The organism is Halosolutus gelatinilyticus (assembly GCF_023028105.1).
GTDB lineage: Archaea > Halobacteriota > Halobacteria > Halobacteriales > Natrialbaceae > Halosolutus > Halosolutus gelatinilyticus.
Genome location: NZ_CP095491.1, coordinates 2080817 through 2097557, shown reverse-complemented (window position 1 = coordinate 2097557; position 16741 = coordinate 2080817). Strand labels below are relative to the sequence as shown.

Genomic DNA, 16741 nt, shown 5'->3' with positions numbered 1-16741 from the left:
ACAGACCGAAGACGGCGACCGCGATCGAGTCAGGAGCGGACGACGATCGCAGTACCCGACGACGGACCGACGGGCCGTTATCAATCGTCCGGTCCGCGTCCGATCGCTACGTTCGAGGTAACTTATTTGTGTGCCGGTTGGGATTGCTACGTATGGCATACAGTTACGAGCCGCATCACTTCGAGGACTTCGAAGAGGGCCAGGAGTTCCAGAGCGTCGGGCGCACCGTCACGGAGACCGACTTCGTGATGCACTCGGCGCTCGCCGGCGACTGGACGGAGCTGCACACCAACAAGGAGTACGCCGAGGACGGGCCGTTCGACGGCCGGATCGCGCACGGCCCGATGACGTTCGTCCAGGCGACCGGGTTCGTCTACCGATCGGGCATCGTCGAGCGCACGGCCTACGCGTTCCTCGGGATGAACTACATGGACCTCCCGAACCCCGTCTACATCGGCGACACGCTCTCGCTGGAGATGGTCGTCAGCGAGAAGAAAGACGTCGACCACGACGACGCGGGGATCGTCGTCATCGACACGGAGATGACCAACCAGGACGGCACCGTCGTCTTCCAGGGCGACATGAAGTTCCTCATCCAGCGCAGGGAGTCGAAATAGCTCGGCGTCGCCGGTTATCGTTCGCCGTCGACCGCGAACGGCCGTCGATCGTCGCCGTCCGCCGACCGTCGGCTATCGGTTGTCGTCGGGACGGCAGTGAGAGCGACGCTGTTCACTTCCGCGGATAACGCGCTTCGACAACGCTGAAGTCGATCGCCGGTGCACGACGTGGCATGGATATCCACGACGAGGATAACGTTCGGTACCTCACCTTCGATCGCCCCGAGGCTCGAAACGCGTTCACCGCGGACGTCGCGCGGGACCTCGCGGACGCGCTCGCGGACCTCGATCCGAGCGAACTCGACGCCGCCGTCCTCGCGGGGGAGGGCGAGGCGTTCAGCGCGGGCGGCGACGTCGAGGCGATGGCCGCGCGCGACGAAACGCCGGCGGAAGCGTACGATCGGGTCCGTGCGACGCTCGGTCGGGTCGCGGAGCGGGTGCTGACCAGTCCGGTGCCGATCGTCGCGAAGGTCGACGGGGACGCCGTCGGGGCCGGGCTCTCGCTGGTCGCCGCCGCGGACTTCGCCTACGCCGGCGAGTCGGCCCGGTTCGGCGCGGCGTTCGTCAACGTCGGCCTCGTCCCCGATATGGGCGGAACGGTGACGCTGCCGCAACTCGTCGGATTGCGCGAGGCGAAAGAACTCGCGTTCACCGGCCGGCTCGTCGACGCCGCGGCGGCCGAACGGCTGGGGCTCGTCAACGAAACGGTTCCCGACGACGACCTCGACGGTCGGGTCGACGACGTCCTCGAGACGCTCGCGTCGCGACCGACGGAGACCATCGGACTCGCGAAGCGGGCGATCCACGACAACCTCGGCCGATCGTGGCGCGACGGACTCGACCGCGAAGCGCACGTCCAGTCGCTCGCGTACGGCACGGACGCGCACCGAGAGGGCGTGGAGGCGTTCCTCGAAGGGCGACCTCCGGCGTTCGAGTGACGATCGACCCCGCTCCGTTCGAGCGCCCGATCGAATTCTCGCTGACGCCGCGCGCTCTCCGACGGCGCGCTTCAGATTCGACCTCGGATATCCTTTTCTGGCTATAGAATGGTATACCACTCTAATAATACTCATATCCGGATAGCCAAACCAGTTGATCGTCAAAATGCCGACTTTCCGCCCGAAATATCCCGGATATCCCGAGGTAGTCGAAGTGTACCGGGATATCCGCACGTGCTCGTCCGTTATCCAAGCACGCGAATTCGGGTTCGGTATCGAACGCCGTATACCGCCCTACTTACCCCTGTCTGGACAGTATAGGGACTAATCCCTCGAAACGGGGAAATCGAACGTCCGTCGCCGTTCCATCTACTTACCGATTTGCGATACAATCTATTTCAAGTATATATCAGCGCTGATCGAGCGCTCCCGGTCGTTCGTCGGGACCGTCCGAGAGTACCGAAGGGACGTCCGGGCCGTTCCCGTCGAGATTCCGGTTTCGATCCGTCGCTGCGCGATCGGCCCGTGGACCGACGCGCGGGTTCTAAAACGGGTGCTCAGCGAGCCGTTACGTGGGAGAGCTCTCGGTCGAGCGACGGCAGATCGATCGTTCGGCTTCGAACCTCGCCGTCGTACCGCTCCGTGTACCCCGACCCGGTCAGGATCAGGACGGCGGTCTCGTCCGCGCCGATGGCGTTCGATCGCGAGAGGCGACGAACGCCGGCGAGTGTGACGGCGCTCGAGGGCTCGACGGAGATCCCCGCCCCGGTCGAGAGTCGGTCCATCGCCTCGTGGATTTCGTCGTCCGATACGGATACGACCGCGCCGCCGGTGCTGCGAGCGGCGGCGAGCGCCCGCGTTCCGCTCGGCGGATCGCCGTTCGCGATCGACACCGCGATCGTCTCGTCCGCCGTCACCGGTCGAACCGTCGGCTCGTCCTCCCGGTAAGCCGTCGCGACGGGATCGCACGACGCCGCCTGAACCAGGTAGAGCCGGGGCGGCTCGTCGATCAGCCCCGCCGCCTCGAGTTCCCGAACCGCTTTCCAGACCGCGCTGGCCTGCCCGCCGCTGCTGACCGGGAGGACGATCGCGTCCGGGCCGTCGGGTTGCAGCTGCTCGACGATTTCGTACGCGACCGTCTTCTGCCCGGCGACCCGCAGCGGCGTATCGGAGTTGACGAACGTCACGTCGGAGTCGATCGAGAGCGTCCGCTCGTACAGCGTCCCGTAGTCGCCCTCGACCCGGAAGATCCGAGGGTCGTGCCTGGCGATCAGCTCGAGTCGTCCTTTCGGCGTGTCCGCCGGGACGAAGACCGCACACTCGAGGCCGGCGCTCGCGGCGTAGGCGCTGGTGCTGAGAGCCATGTTTCCGTGCGAAACGGCGCCGACCCACTTGCGACCGGTCCGGAGCGCGTAGCCGACGCCGACCGCGCTCCCGCGGTCTTTGAAGCTGCCGGTCGGGTTCTGGGCTTCGTTTTTCAGGTAGAGCGCACAGCCGGCGTACTCGTCCAGCCCGTCGGCGCGAACGAGCGGCGTCGCACCGGGAGGGAGGCCGACCGGATCCGACACCGGAAGGACGTCGGCGTACCGCCACATACCGGCGCTCCACGCCGAGTCCGGCCACTCGAATTCGATCGTGTCAGCGTCGAACCAGAGCGGTTCCCCGCACTCGCACCGTTTCCGGTCGTCGACCTCGTAGGCGGTCCCGCAGTCGTAACACCGAAGCCGTCGATTCATTCGTGCTGGGACTCTCACCGGGGGGATAAAACGCTTCGTACGGACGATCGAACCGCCGATCGACCGCCGTTCCACCCGGTCGGGCCGCCCTCCGGACGCGACGGACGGCGCGGACGACCCGTCGTCAGCGGACGACGGGTGCGTCGACGGCGCCGATCGTCTCGACCGTCGCCCGGACGCGATCGCCGGGCTCGATCGGTTCCGCCCCGGGCGTTCCCGTGCTGAACAGGTCGCCGGGGCGGAGCGTCATCACGTCGGAGTGAAACGAGACGATCTCCCGCGGCGGGAACAGCATATTGCGGATCTCGTTTTCCGCCGCGACCCGCTCGTTGACGATCGTCCGGACCGTTAGCTCCTCGAGGTCGAGCGGGGCGTCGGGGACCGCGATCGTCGGGCCGACGACGAGGAACGAGTCGAAGCTCTTCGCTCGCGTCAGGAATCGCGGATTTCGCCGGAGGACGTCCTCCGCGGTCATGTCGATCACCGGCAGGTAGCCGGCGACCACGTCGTCGACCGCTTGCTCGGCGACGGTCCGACACTCGCGGCCGACGATCACCGCGAGTTCGGCCTCCGCCGTGACGCCGTCGGTCCGATCGCGCGGCGGGAGCCTGATCGGTCCGCCGGGGCCGACGACGGCGCTCGCCGGCTTCATGAAACTCGCCGGCTCGGCAGGCCGCTGCTCGTCCAGGTCGCCGGCGTGGTCGGCGTAGTTCAGCCCGATCCCCCAGAGCTTCCCGAACCGCGAGAGCGGCGGTCCAAACCGGACGTGCGCTGGGTCGATCCGCTCTGTGGGCGCGTCGTCGACGTCCGGAAGGGTGCCGGCCGCGGCCCGCGGGAGCGCGTTCCGAACGCCGTCGAGTTCCGGATCGGCGGCGGCGAGCGGGACGAACCCGTCGCCGTCGCCGAGCAGCGGTCGCCCCTCGACGGTGCGTGCGAGGTACTTCATTCGTCTCTGTCGGTCCAGAAGTCGAACGACCGTCCGGGCGCGAACACGTCCAGCCCGACCGCCCGCTCGTCGCCGGTGTTCTCGACGCGATGGGGCTCCCAGGCGTCGAGCCAGACGGAGTCGTACCGCTCGAGCGTGACCGCGTCGTTCTCGGTCGCGACCGTGAGCTCGCCTTCGAGGCAGAGACACACCTGTTCGTTCTCGTGGTCGTGCATCGGCGAGCTGTGGCCCGGCGGCTTCTCGAACCACTCGAACGAGAACGCGTCGCTGCCGGCCATCGACGCGCGCCGCCACCCGTCGTCGGGTTCGTACGTTTCCGCGTCGTCGAACGCGATCGGTTTCATAGGGTCGCCCCCGTCGAGCCGCCGTCGATCAGGATACTCTCGCCGTTGATGTAGCCGGACAGCGGCGACGAGAGGAACGCGACGGTGTTGCCGAGTTCCATCGGATCGCCGACCCGCTCGAGCGGATTGCTCGCCCAGTCGGCGAGGCCCTCCTCGTAGGAGTCGTAGTCGCCGCGCTCGACCGCCTGGGTGACGAGGCTCTCGATGCGCTCGGTCTCGTGCGGTCCGGGGAGCACCGCGTTCGTCCGCACGTCGGGGGCGAACTCCGTCGCGAGCGTCTTCTCGAGGCCGATGACGCCCATGCGGACCGAGTTCGAGAGGACGAGGCTATCGATGGCCTCCTTGACGCTGCGGGAGGCGACGTTGACGATCGTCCCCTCACCCTCCCGGAGGTAGGGTTCGGCTTCGCGCGCGAGGCGCACGACGCTCATCACGAGCAGATCGTAGGCCTCGTACCAGTCCTCGTCGTCGGTCTCGAGGAACGGGCCGGACGGCGGCCCGCCGGCGCTGGTGACGAGGTGGTCGATGCCGCCGAACTCGGCGACGGTCGCCTCGACCAGCGCTTCGACGTCGCCCTCGTCGGTGAGATCGCCACGTTGGACGACGACGTCTCCGGTTCCGATCGCCTCGAGTTCGGCTTTCGCGTCGGCGAGTCGACCCTCGTCGCGACCGTTGATGACGACGTTCGCGCCCTCGCGCGCGAGCGCCTTCGCGGACGCCCTCCCGAGTCCGCTCGAGGACGCCGTCACCAACGCCGCGTTGCCGTCGATCTGTAGGTCCATGTCGTTCGTACTCGCAGACGAGAAGAGGAAAAAGATTGGCGTTCCGGTAAATCTGCGCGTCCCGGCCGACGTCCCGGAGAGCGAACGCGAGACGGCGTTCTCGGCTCCCCTGCCTCGGTTTTCGAGCGTCGAAGGGACGCCGATACCGCTCGCGCACGAGGGTGCGACGTAAAATAGCGGTGATTCCACGGAGCGGAACGAGCGCCGCGGACACCCGTACCGATCGTTCGTGGGACTTCGCTCCGAATCGGCCCCAGATATTTACGCACATACGAGTGTAAAGTAGTGTCGTCGACGGCGGCCCGAGTCGATCAGACGATTCCGCGATACGGAAGCACTCCGTCCGTCGATCCGACGAGCTCGTCGCCGCCGACTCCCTGCGACGGCGATCAACGGCGAAATTGTTCGTCTTCGTCGAGCGCGATCGGTTCCGAGATCGATTCCGCACGGCGGAACTGCTAAGTGGACGGACGGGTGAGTGAAGACATGGCACGCGAGGAGAGCGAGCGCGACGGCGGAATACAGAGCACGAAAACGAGCTTCGAGATCGTTCACGCGCTTCAGGAGACCGGTCCCGCCCGACTCTCGGAGATCGCGGATCGGCTCGACCTGGCCGAGAGCACCACGCACAGACACCTGCGGACGCTGCTGGATCTCAGGTACGTCTCCCGCGACGGCGAGCGGTACCAGCTCGGACTCCGGTTCGCTCGGCTGGGGCGAGCCGCCCGGACGAGAGACCCGGCCTACGAGATGACCCGCCGCCACGTGCAGACACTCGCCGAAGAGACCGGCGAACGCGCGCAATTCGTCGTCGAGGATCACGGCCTCGGCATCTACCTACACGTCGAAACCGGCAGTCGAGCCGTCCGCGCCGGGTTCGGCGTCGGCCGGCAGATCCACCTGCACTGTTCGTCAGCCGGGAAGGCGATCCTCGCGCACTCCCCCCGAGAACGGGTCGACGAGATCCTCGATCGATGGGAGCTTCCGGCGCTCACCGAAAACACGGTGGCCGGCCGCGAGGAGCTCTATCGCGAACTCGAGGCGGTCCGCGACCGCGGCGTCGCGTTCAACCGCGAGGAACACGTCGACGGGCTCAACGGCACCGCCGTGCCGATCAGGCGCGACGGAACCGTCCTGGGCGCGCTCGCCGTCGCGGGTCCGTCCCACCGACTGACGGGCGACTGGTACGAGGAGGAGCTTCCGAGCACGATGCTCGCGGCGGCCAACGAGCTCGAACTGAACGCGACCTACTCGACGCCCGACAGCGCGGACGATCACGTCGTCGAGTGAGTCACCGCGACTCGAACGACGCCGTTCCGTCGTCGAAAACCAGCCGCTCGCGATCGAGGACGGCGACGCGGTCCGAGATCGTCTCGAGCAGCGCTTCCGAAACGCGGAACTCGGCGAGGCCCGTCGTGTTTTCGATCCAGGCGACGCCGACGGTCTCGGGATCGTAGCCGCCGAGCGCGTTGAACGCGACCCGAAGCGCCAGTTCGTCGTCGGGCGCGACGGGCGGGAGCTTCGCCTTCGCGAGGGAGCCGCTGGTCAGCGCGTTGGCGTACGTCTTTCGGAGGTCGAGCTGCTCGATCGCCGCTCGTCGGGTGACGTCGGCCAGTCCGATCCCGTTGCCGTTACCGTTCGTCTCCGCCGTGAGTCCGCGCGCGTAGATCAGCCCGATCGACGGCGTCTCCGGATCGGGCGCGTTGCGCACCCGATACCTGCCGATCACGTTCGTGTCCATCCCGGCGCCGGAGATCTCCTTGCCGAGTTCGTCCACGACGAGCAGGTCCAGCTCGTCGGTCGGCAGCGTCGCCATCTCCGCCCGCGCTCGGTCCAGCAGAGCGGGTTCGCGCTCCTCGAGTGCATCGGCCGGGATCGCCTCGACGGCTCCCGTCTCTTCGTGGAAGTTCTCAACGATCGCGAGCCCGCCGACCACCGGAACCGAGTCCCTGATAGCCTCGACCAGCGACTCGATCGTGTGGACGTACCCCTCCTTCAGCGCCGTCGAGTGGAACGCACGAGCGCCCCGCTGCTTTCCCAGCCCCACGGCGAGCATCTTGCAGAGACCGCTCTCGAGGCGGCCCGTGAAATTCGTGTGCGGTTTGACCCGGTTGACGACCAGCACGGCGTCGGCCTCGAGCGCCGCCGCGGAGAAGAACACCGGCGTCGAGGTGGTGCTGACGGCGATCTCGCCCAGCTTCTCGACGTCCATCCTGGCGTCGATCGGCGCCCCGACGCTCGCCTCCGTGATTCCGAGCGCCGCGAGGATCTCCAGTTGGCCGTCAGGAGTCGCGCCGCCGTGGCTCCCCATGGCCGGGACGACGATCGGATCGAACCCCAGTTCCTCGAGAACCGAAACCGTCTCGGCCGCGATCTCGTCGATCCCGTGAATCCCTCTGCTCCCCACGCCGACGGCGACGGTCGCCCCGTCCGCCAGGTCGTCGAACGGCAACTCGCGCACCGCCGATCGCGTCGCGGCGATCGGATCCGTCACCGTTTCCGTGGGCGGTTCGTACCGGACGCGCGCGAACGGCGGGGCCGGCTGCGGTTCGACGAGCCCGTCGAGATCGTTCCGAGCGGGAAACTCCATGTGCTGACGTACAGATGCCCGACGTATATACTGCCGGCCTCGCGCTCGCGATCGATCGGATCGATCGGTTCGGGACATATTTGCCTCGGTGTGAGAATTTTTTAGTTCCGTTCCGCGTGAGTTCGCTGTGGAAATCACGATCGAGAACGCCCTCTGGGTGGAGTGCTTCTACCGCGACGTGGACGCGAAGGTCTTCGACGACGTCGTCGAGGACCCGCTCGCGCCGGACGACCAAGGGGTGATTCAGCTCCCGGACGAGCCGGGACACGGCGTCGGGTCGGACGAGGACGCGATCGAGCGGTTCAGACGCGACGACTGACGGGCCATTCGGACGAGCTGACCGACGAGCGAGCGATCCGGACGAGACGACAGCGAACGAGACACCACAGCACGAAATAGGCATGAAAGACTTCTCCAACCAGATAGCGAATCGAGAGCCGAGCCGCGACGTCGAAATCACGGACATCAACACCTGCGTCGTCGAGGGCAACTTCGAGTGGAACCTGATCACAGTCGAGACCGACGCCGGCGTCACCGGCATCGGCGAATCCTACCGCGGCGGCGGCGTGCCGGAACTCGTCGAGTACACCAAACGCTTCCTGATCGGCGAGAACCCGCTCGACGTCCAGCGGCTCTTCCGGCGGATCGTCCAGGAGATGTCCGGCCACGGCGGCACGACCGGGAAGGTCGTCACCGCCGCGTCCGGAATCGAGATCGCGCTGTGGGACGCGGCCGGCAAGCTCCTCGACCTGCCGGTCTACCAGCTCCTCGGCGGGAAGTTCCGCGACGAGGTCCGGATCTACTGCGACTGCCACGCCGGGGAAGCCTACGCCGTCGACGACGGCTACACCGAGTACGCCGACGCCGAGGCCTACTCCCCGGAGGCGTACGCGGCGGAGGCCCGCCGCGTCGTCGACATGGGCTTTACCGCGCTCAAGTTCGACCTCGATCTCGAGGCGGACAACGATCCGGACCCGTTCAACGGTCGCCTCACGAACGGCGCGATCGAGCACAAACGCGAGATCGTCGCGGCCGTCCGCGAGGAGATCGGCTCCGAGATCGACCTCGCGTTCGACTGCCACTGGGACTACTCCGTCGAGAGCGCGAAACGGCTCGCCTGCGAACTCGAGGAGTTCGACCTGATGTGGCTCGAAGACCTGATCCCGCCGGAGAATATGAACGCACAGAAGGAGGTGACGAAGGCGACGCGGACGCCGATCGCGACCGGCGAGAACCGCTTTCGGGTCCACGAGCTCTCCGACCTGCTCTACGATCACGGCGTCGACATCGTGACGCCGGATCCGACCACCGTCGGCGGGCTCGGCGAGACGATGCGGATCGCCGACCGCGCCGAGGAGAACTACATCCCGATCTCGCCGCACAACGTCTGCAGCCCGATCGGGACGATGGCGTGCGTCCACCTCGGCGCCGCCATCCCGAACTTCGACGTCCTCGAGTACCACGCCCTCGAGGTCGACTGGTGGGACGACCTGGTCGAGCGGGACGAGCCGCTCATCCGGGACGGCTACGTCGAGGTGCCGGAAGCGCCCGGAATCGGCGTCGAACTGGACGAGCGCGTCGTCGAAGCACACCGTCTCGAGGGGACGGCGGGATTCTGACCGCCCGTGGCCCTCGCCCGCGCGAACGCGAGCACCGAATGACCGGGAACGACTCGACCGCCGGCGATTCGCTCGATCGCGGCGACGGCCGATCGACGAGCCGCCGGAACCGGATCCGCGTTCTCGCGGCGGTATCGGGCGGGTTCGGAACGATCGCCGTCGGATTGCTCGTCATGTCGCCGCTGTTGCCGGCGATCATCGCCGACCTGTCGATTACGCCGTTCCAGGCGGGGCTCGGTCTCTCGGTCATGTGGGGGCTGAACGCGCTCGGGCAGTACCCCGGCGGGCGGGCGTCGGACGTAACCGGTCGGAAGACGGTCCTCGTGTTCGGACTGGCCGGCTTCGTCCTCGGGTTCGGGGTCGTAACGGCGTCGACGACGTTCGCGGGCTACCTCGTCGGCGTCGCCATCCTGGGGCTGTGTTCGGGTCTCTACCCGGCGACCGGCTACACCCTGCTCTCCGAGCTGTACGCCGATCGGCAGGGGAAGGCGTTCGGCATCTACACCGCGTTCTGGGACGTCGGCGGCGGACTCTCGGCCGGACTCGCGGCCGCGGCCCTCGCGGCCGGCGAGTGGCGACTCGCCTTCCCGCCGGTTATCGGACTCGCCGTCGCCGCGGCCGTCCTGATCCACGTCTGGCGCGACGAACCGTACTCCCTGTCGCGGGTGCGCTTCGACGTCGGGAAGACGTTCGCACGCGTCGTTCTCGGACGCGAGAGCACGCGGCTGATCGGCGCGTTCTGCCTGTTCTTTCTCACGTGGCAGGGAGCGGTCGGGTTCCTTCCGACCTTCCTCCGGTACGAGAAGGGCCTGCCGGCGGGCGTCGCGTCGACCGCGTTCGCGTCGCTGTTCCTCGTCGGGATGGTGACGAAACCGATCTCCGGGAACCTCGGCGATCGGTTCGGCCGGCTCCGGGTTTCGATCTGCGCGCTCGCGGTCGGCGCGGCGGGGCTGGTCGCGCTGACGCTCGCGCGATCGACGTGGACCTTGCTCGGGGCCGTCGTGCTGTTCGCGATCGGGCTCATGTCCGTGACGCCGCCGCTTCTCGCGCACGTGATGGCGACGCTCCCGGATTCGAACGCGGGCGGCGACATCGGCGGGTTCCGGACGATCTACATGGGGCTCGGGAGCCTCGGACCGGCGTACGTCGGGTTCATCGCCGACCTGAGTACGTACGGCGTCGCCTTCTACGGGCTGCTCGGTTCGTTGCTGGCGAGCGCGGCGCTGCTCCTCTCGGCGAATCGGTTCTGACTCGCGTCCGGAGCGCTCCGGCTTCGCTCCGCGGGTAGACGGACCGTCGTCCGGCGAGCCGATCGCGTTCACGAGAACCGTCGCGAGGAGGAGCGACGCCGAACCGCCCGGCGATCAGCGGTCGATCGGCGAGGGCGACCGGAGTTCGGTCCCGTTCGCGACGTACTTCGCGCCGGAGAAGACGACCGCGAACAGGCCGATGCCGGCCGCTTGCAGCATCCACTCGGGGTGGATCATGATGTACGAGCCGAGCCAGAACAGTCCGAACCGGAGCGGCAGTCCGACCCACCGTTTCAACCCGAACGGGTAGTTGAGCGCGAAGATGATCGTGATCGCCCCCGCCATGATGAGCGCGCCGCTGAACAGCGAGTGGAGGTCGATCGTCGTCGAGACGATCTCCGGGTGGTAGACGAAGGAGATCGGGAGTACGAACAGCGGCGCGGCGATCGTGATCGCCTTCCCGCACGAGCGCCAGAAGTTCGAGCCGGCGATCCCCGACGCGACCACGACCGCGATGGCCACCGGTGGCGTGACGCCGGCCAGCACCGCGGCGTAGAAGACCATGAAGTGCGCGGCCAGTTCGGGAACGTTGAAGACGGTGATGAACGTCGGCGCGACCAGCGTCGAGACGATGACGTAGGACGCCACCGTCGGCATCCCGACGCCCATGATGATGCAGACGGCCATGCCGAACAGCACCGCGATGAGCAGGACGCCACCCGAGAGCTGCATCAGCATGATCGCGATCCGCGGGGGGACGCCGGTCGCCATCAGGAGGTCGACGACGCCGTTGACCGCCGCCAGGATGATCGCGATCGGCGCGAGGATGACCGCGCCGCGCCGGAAGCCGCGGATGACGTTGCCCACCTCCGCGAGAACGGTGTGCACGGGCCGCCGCCGTCGAATCCAGACCGCGGCGGAGACGAACTCGTTCAGGAGCGGAAGGCGACCGATCGTCGACAGGCGCGGGCGAACGCGTCCCCGAGACCACCACTCAGCCGTCCACCAGCCGTCGATAGCGGCCGTCTTCGTCTTTGCGCCGGTTCTGACGGCGTAGATCGAGTGGAGAACAGGCGTCCCGATCCCGAGGATCACCATCGCGACGATCGTGTACAGCGCCGAGGTCATGACCGTGTACTGGAAGTAGCCGAGCGTGACGAGCAGGATGAGGAAGGGCACGCCGAACCGGATCCCCTGGACGATCTTGTCGGTTCGCGTCAGTTCGTCCTCGAAGTACTCGTCGAAGCGCATCTCCTGACCGCCGATCTCGTTGATCGACGTGTAGTGGACGGCCAGCAGGATGCTCAGCACGAGGATCGCGGCGGGGATCAGTCCCGCGACGATGATTTCCCAGTAGGGGATCGAGAGCTTCGTGGCCATCACGAACGCCGACGCGCCCATCACCGGCGGGAGCACCTGTCCGGAGGTCGAGGCGGTTCCCTCGATCCCTGCGGCGGTCCGCCCCGAGAGACCCGAGTCCATCATCGTCGGGATGGTGAACGAGCCCGTCATCCCGGCGTTCGCGGCGTAGCTCCCGTTGATCGAGCCGATGATCGCGCTCGAAATGACGGCCGTCTGGGCGACGCCCGACTCGATGTACCTGGCGCTGACGATCGCGATCCGCAGGATGAGGTCGAACGCGCCGAACGCGAAGAGCAAGCCGGCGTACAGCAAGAAGGGGGCGATCCATGCGGCCGTAAGCTGCGTGAGTGTGCCGTAGAAGCCGCCGAGGTCGGTGATCAGCATCTGCAGCATGTGGATGTTCTGGAGGCCGCCGTGGCGGAACAGCCCGGGGACGTAGTAGCCGTACATGGCGTACAGCATCGCCCCGCCGATGAGCGCGAGGAAGACGTTGCCGTACGATCGCCACGTCAGGTAGAGGATCACCGCAATCATGAGCCAGGCGAGTCGGTACTCGTAGTCGGTCGCCCACCCCTGGCGACGGGTGTAGAAGGCGTCGAAGTCGGTGTAGATGTAGACGGTCGCGGTGACGATCACCGCGCCGCAGGCGACGAGGATCAGCAGGTCGAGGAGGTCGCCCTCCCGGACCGATTCGGTCGCCTCCGAAAGGATGTACACCGACAGCACGGCGCCGAGAAACAGCACGCCGTACTGCGTCCGTCCGATGTCCTGGGTCCACGCCCACCAGAGGACGATCGCCCAGAGGAAGAGCGCGCCGACGGTGACGGCGTTGTCGAGCGCGTTCGCTGTCAGGGAGTCTGTTCCCGGCGTCCGTTCAGGACCGGCAGTTTCGGTACTCATTTGTAAGCGGTTTTGTGGGGAAATACGGATATCGAGGCTCGAAGACCCCGTTCACTCGAAATACTCGCCGATTCGGTCTCGGGCGCCGACGACCCAGTCGTCGTTCCAGACGCCCTGTTCCTGGTAGAACTCGGCGGCGCCCGGGTGGAACGGGTACCCGTCCAGGGCGCCCTGGACGAGGCCCTCGGCGTCCTCGGGCGTGAACCGCTCCTCCGCGCTGCGGATGGTGTCGCCGTGTTCGGCTCCGACGCGACACAGCTCGTATATCGCTTCGTCCGCCGTTTCGGGATGGGCCGCGATCGTCACGTTGAGGTCCCACGTGGCGATCTCGTCGGCGCCGATGTCCTGGTCCCAGGCGAACGTCTCCCCCGGATCGTCGTCGTAGATCGTCAGGCCGGCGCCGGGGAAGCTTTCGATCGCCTCGACCAGGGCGTCCGTGTGCTCGACGTAGTGGACGCCGATTCGGGCGTCGTACTCGCGAACCCACCCCGTGTTACCGACCCCCGGCGTCCCGTAGGCGATGGCCGCGTCGATCCGTTCTTCTTCCATCGCACCCGGCGCGTCGGCGACGTTCATATCGACGATGTCCATCTCCTCGTAGACGTCCGCCACCGGGTCCTGCCTGAACACGTCGAGAGTCGTCGCGCGCGTCGAGTATCCCGGCTCGGCGGGGTAGACGCTCGCGCCCGCGAGGTCGTCGAAGGTCTCGATGCCGGTCCCGTCGCGGGCCATCATGTAGATGCTGTAGGGGAACGCCAGCATACCCTGCCACGGGAGCTGGTCGACCGGGTCCTCCTCAAACATGTCCAGGCCCCCTCTGGCCTTGTTCATCGTGTTGCCGTCGATGAACGCAGCGTCGAAGGCGTCGTCGTTCATCCGGTAGGTCGAGCCGACGTATCCGGGACTCTCGACCGTCGAGTAACTCAGGACGTCGCTCTCCTCGGCGACTCCCTGCTCTACCGCGAGGCCGACGTCCATCGTCCCGCCGGCCGACGTGCCGACGTCGATGTGATGCTCCCGATCGTCGTTCGATCCGCCGTCGCCACCCTCGTCCAACGGATTGTCTTCCTCGGGGTCGACGTCGTCTCCGAGGCACCCGGCGATACCCATCGTACCGGTTAGGGCAGCCGCTCGTAGGACCGTTCGTCGGTTTGGACTGCGGTCTGGCATGATAACAATACGCAATTGTGTGGGTATGCCATATATATTCTTCGAGAGATTATCTGTCGGTACGACAATAAGCATAAAACATTATATTCACCGAGAGAGGATACGAGCGGTCTACCGGGGTATTTCGCGATCCGATCGGCGCTCCCGTTTTCGGCGCGGTGGTAGTACGAACGCGGCGCGGATCGCGCTCCGCGTTCGAGTTCGAACCCTCTCGCGACGGAGGCGGGTCCGACTCGCGTCCCGGCGTCTCAGCCGCGACGAGTCGGAGCGAACGGAACCCGACTCACTCCCGATCCGCGACGAGTCGTTCGAGTTCGGACTCGGAGAGGACCTCGGACAGAACGTCCTCGGTGTGCTCCCCGAGACGCGGCGGCGCGTGGCCCGATCGAACCGTCCCGTCGGAAAACTGGAGCGGACAGCGCGGGTACGGGAACTCGACCCCGCCGATCGCGAGGTCGTCGAGAACGCCGCTCTCCCGCAGGTGGTCGTCCGCGAACAGTTCGCGCGTATCCCGGACGGGGGCGCCCGGAAGCCCGTGCTCCCGAAACGTCGTAAACCACTCGTCGGTCGACCGCTCGCGGAACAGCGGCGCCAGCGACCCGACGAGTTCGTCGCGGTTTTCGACGCGCTCGTCGTTCGTCGCGAACCGGTCGTCGTCGGCGAGGTCGGCACGTCCGACGGCGTCGCAGAACGATCGCCACGTGTTGTCGCTGGCGATGGCGAGCGCGAACCAGCCGTCGGCCGTCTCGAACGTCCGATAGGGGGCGAGCGCCGGGTGCGCCGTCCCCAGACGCGGATACGGCTCGTCGGTGACGAACGTCCGGCCGGCCCGCTCGGTGAGCCACGAAACCAGCCCCTCGAACATCGGCACCTCGATGCGCTCGCCGCCGCCCGCGTACAGCGACGTGACGACGCCGACGACGGCGTACATCCCGGCACAGATGTCTCCGATCGGAATCCCCGGGCGCACGGGCGGACCGTCCTCGTGGCCGGTGATGCTCATGCTCCCGCCGAGCGCCTGGGCGACCATGTCGAACGCCGGCAAGTCGCGGTACGGACCCTCGAGGAAACCGGAGATCGAGCAGTAGACGAGATCCTCGTTGACCGTTCGCAGGTCGTCGTAGCCGAGCCCCCACTTCTCCATCGTTCCGGGTCGGTAGTTCTCGACGACGACGTCGGTCGCCGCCGCGAGGGACTCGAACGCCGCCGCGCCCTCGGCGGTCGACAGGTCGAGTTCGACGCTTCGTTTTCCCCGGTTCAACGACGAGAAGTAGGCGGTGATCCCGGAATCACCGACGTCGGGCCCGGTGGCGCGCGTGATGTCGCCGCAGTCCGGTCGCTCGATCTTGACGACCGCCGCGCCGAGGTCGGCGAGGAGTTGCGTTGCGAAGGGGCCGGCGAGCATCTGCGTACAGTCGAGGACTCGAACGCCCTCGAGCGGCGTACTGGTTGTATCGATTGCCATCGACTGTCACACATCTGGTCGCGCGAAAGGATAAGGTTCCGGTGTCCCGGCGGTACGTCCGACGGCGCTGACGACCCGCTCGATCGGCGGTTCGGTCGATCGGAAATCCCGCTCGCGGTCACGCCCCGATGTAGACCCAGTGAATCCAGTGCGCCAGCGCCGCGAGCAGCGCGATCGCCAGCGCGACCTCGATCGTGCGGACGAGGTACGGGGTGTAGCGCCGAACCCGGTCCGCGACGCTGTCGTACGTATCGTGAACGCGAGAGAGCGCGCGCATCACCCGATCGCCGGGCGACTGATCGGAAGTGGTCTCCGGGCCCATGGTCAATGCTCACAATCGAGCGTAATAAAATTCCCCCTCGCCGGTCGAGACCGCGCGGAGCCGTTCGGCGAGGTCGAACCGGCCGCCGCCTCGAATTTCCGCACCGTCGACAAGCAGCCCCGCCGGGAAAGTCCCCGCCTCGAACTGAACGAGACCACCACACCGACCCCGTCCGCCACTGCGGCGATCGGTATCACGGTCGCCCTCGCGTCTCCGTCGGTGGGGGTCAAAGACTGACTACGGATTACCAATTTTTCACTCATTATTCCATAAGAGTCAATTTTTATACTGTACAACGGTTCGTTCGATCGTTCATTCTACATGACCACGCGATACGCGCGATTACGGTCGATATCGACGATTTTATCCGAGGTTTCACAGGTGTGATAGCGCGCGTCGAGTTTACCGATCAGTTAGACCCCAAAATGGCCGTATACCGCAGATAGCAGCGCAATTGTATCGGGTAACGCGTTCAGTATGTAGTTCTGCGGAGACTAGCTATATGTATTATGTGTTTGTTTACTATATAATAATTTTATATGGTTAATCTCTGATCTCGTCCGTAGACCGGCGATCGATCAGCCGTCGGTCGGACCATCCGCCGCGGTTAGGAGCGTCGGATAGTTCGGTTCCGCCCGTAGCTCGCAGTCTCCTTCAACGCGCAACGGTCCGATCCGGACCGCTATTCCCCGACAGTTTA

14 protein-coding genes and 1 pseudogene are annotated in these 16741 nt (G+C 66.5%); 6 read left to right on the top strand and 9 right to left on the bottom strand.

Annotation, left to right across the window (positions count from 1 at the left end):
• Positions 1 to 152: 152 nt before the first annotated feature.
• The gene (locus MUH00_RS10295; protein WP_246998151.1) at positions 153 to 617 is read left to right on the top strand and encodes a MaoC family dehydratase; all 465 of its coding nucleotides are present in this window, start codon (positions 153 to 155) and stop codon (positions 615 to 617) included.
• 173 nt (positions 618 to 790) lie between these two features.
• Positions 791 to 1555 (top strand): enoyl-CoA hydratase/isomerase family protein, encoded by a 765-nt coding sequence (locus MUH00_RS10290; protein WP_246998149.1) that lies wholly within the window; start codon positions 791 to 793, stop codon positions 1553 to 1555.
• 557 nt (positions 1556 to 2112) lie between these two features.
• On the opposite strand, the gene thrC is transcribed toward MUH00_RS10290, so the two are convergent.
• From thrC to MUH00_RS10270, 4 genes are all read right to left on the bottom strand, one after another.
• Entirely contained in the window at positions 2113 to 3291 is a 1179-nt protein-coding gene (gene thrC / locus MUH00_RS10285; RefSeq protein ID WP_246998147.1) for a threonine synthase, read from the bottom strand.
• A gap of 124 nt (positions 3292 to 3415) precedes the next feature.
• Positions 3416 to 4237, bottom strand: coding sequence for a fumarylacetoacetate hydrolase family protein (locus tag MUH00_RS10280; RefSeq protein WP_246998146.1), 822 nt, complete (start codon positions 4235 to 4237; stop codon positions 3416 to 3418).
• On the bottom strand, positions 4234 to 4581 hold the full coding sequence (locus MUH00_RS10275) for a cupin domain-containing protein (protein WP_246998144.1): 348 nt from the start codon (positions 4579 to 4581) through the stop codon (positions 4234 to 4236). Before MUH00_RS10275 ends, MUH00_RS10280 begins: the two co-directional genes overlap by 4 nt.
• A complete protein-coding gene (locus MUH00_RS10270; RefSeq protein ID WP_246998142.1) occupies positions 4578 to 5363 on the bottom strand; it encodes an SDR family oxidoreductase in 786 nt (261 codons plus the stop codon). The genes MUH00_RS10275 and MUH00_RS10270 overlap by 4 nt, the downstream gene beginning before the upstream one ends.
• 486 nt (positions 5364 to 5849) lie before the next feature.
• Here MUH00_RS10270 and MUH00_RS10265 point away from each other — a divergent pair, with 486 nt between their 5' ends.
• Positions 5850 to 6653, top strand: a complete 804-nt coding sequence (locus MUH00_RS10265; protein WP_246998140.1) for an IclR family transcriptional regulator — start codon at positions 5850 to 5852, stop codon at positions 6651 to 6653.
• 1 nt (position 6654) lies between these two features.
• On the opposite strand, the gene MUH00_RS10260 is transcribed toward MUH00_RS10265, so the two are convergent.
• Positions 6655 to 7953 carry a nickel pincer cofactor-dependent isomerase, group 22 gene (locus MUH00_RS10260; RefSeq protein WP_246998138.1) on the bottom strand — a complete coding sequence of 433 codons (1299 nt, stop codon included), beginning with the start codon at positions 7951 to 7953 and terminating at the stop codon, positions 6655 to 6657.
• A gap of 136 nt (positions 7954 to 8089) precedes the next feature.
• Here MUH00_RS10260 and MUH00_RS10255 point away from each other — a divergent pair.
• The 3 genes and pseudogenes from MUH00_RS10255 to MUH00_RS10245 all read left to right on the top strand — a co-directional run.
• Positions 8090 to 8272: pseudogene (locus MUH00_RS10255) on the top strand (mandelate racemase/muconate lactonizing enzyme family protein); the annotation flags it as partial.
• 82 nt (positions 8273 to 8354) lie between these two features.
• The gene (locus MUH00_RS10250; protein ID WP_246998135.1) at positions 8355 to 9572 is read left to right on the top strand and encodes a mandelate racemase/muconate lactonizing enzyme family protein; all 1218 of its coding nucleotides are present in this window, start codon (positions 8355 to 8357) and stop codon (positions 9570 to 9572) included.
• 38 nt (positions 9573 to 9610) lie between these two features.
• Entirely contained in the window at positions 9611 to 10822 is a 1212-nt protein-coding gene (locus MUH00_RS10245) for an MFS transporter (RefSeq protein ID WP_246998133.1), read from the top strand.
• A gap of 114 nt (positions 10823 to 10936) precedes the next feature.
• Here the strand turns inward: MUH00_RS10245 and MUH00_RS10240 are convergent, their stop codons facing one another.
• From MUH00_RS10240 to MUH00_RS10225, 4 genes are all read right to left on the bottom strand, one after another.
• Positions 10937 to 13084 carry a TRAP transporter permease gene (locus MUH00_RS10240; protein WP_246998131.1) on the bottom strand — a complete coding sequence of 716 codons (2148 nt, stop codon included), beginning with the start codon at positions 13082 to 13084 and terminating at the stop codon, positions 10937 to 10939.
• 51 nt (positions 13085 to 13135) lie between these two features.
• On the bottom strand, positions 13136 to 14194 hold the full coding sequence (locus tag MUH00_RS10235; protein ID WP_246998129.1) for a TAXI family TRAP transporter solute-binding subunit: 1059 nt from the start codon (positions 14192 to 14194) through the stop codon (positions 13136 to 13138).
• Positions 14195 to 14537: 343 nt separating this feature from the next.
• Positions 14538 to 15719 (bottom strand): CaiB/BaiF CoA transferase family protein, encoded by a 1182-nt coding sequence (locus tag MUH00_RS10230; RefSeq protein WP_246998127.1) that lies wholly within the window; start codon positions 15717 to 15719, stop codon positions 14538 to 14540.
• Between the two features lie 118 nt (positions 15720 to 15837).
• Complete coding sequence (locus tag MUH00_RS10225) at positions 15838 to 16041, bottom strand: hypothetical protein (RefSeq protein ID WP_246998125.1); 204 nt, start codon at positions 16039 to 16041, stop codon at positions 15838 to 15840.
• Positions 16042 to 16741 lie beyond the last annotated feature (700 nt).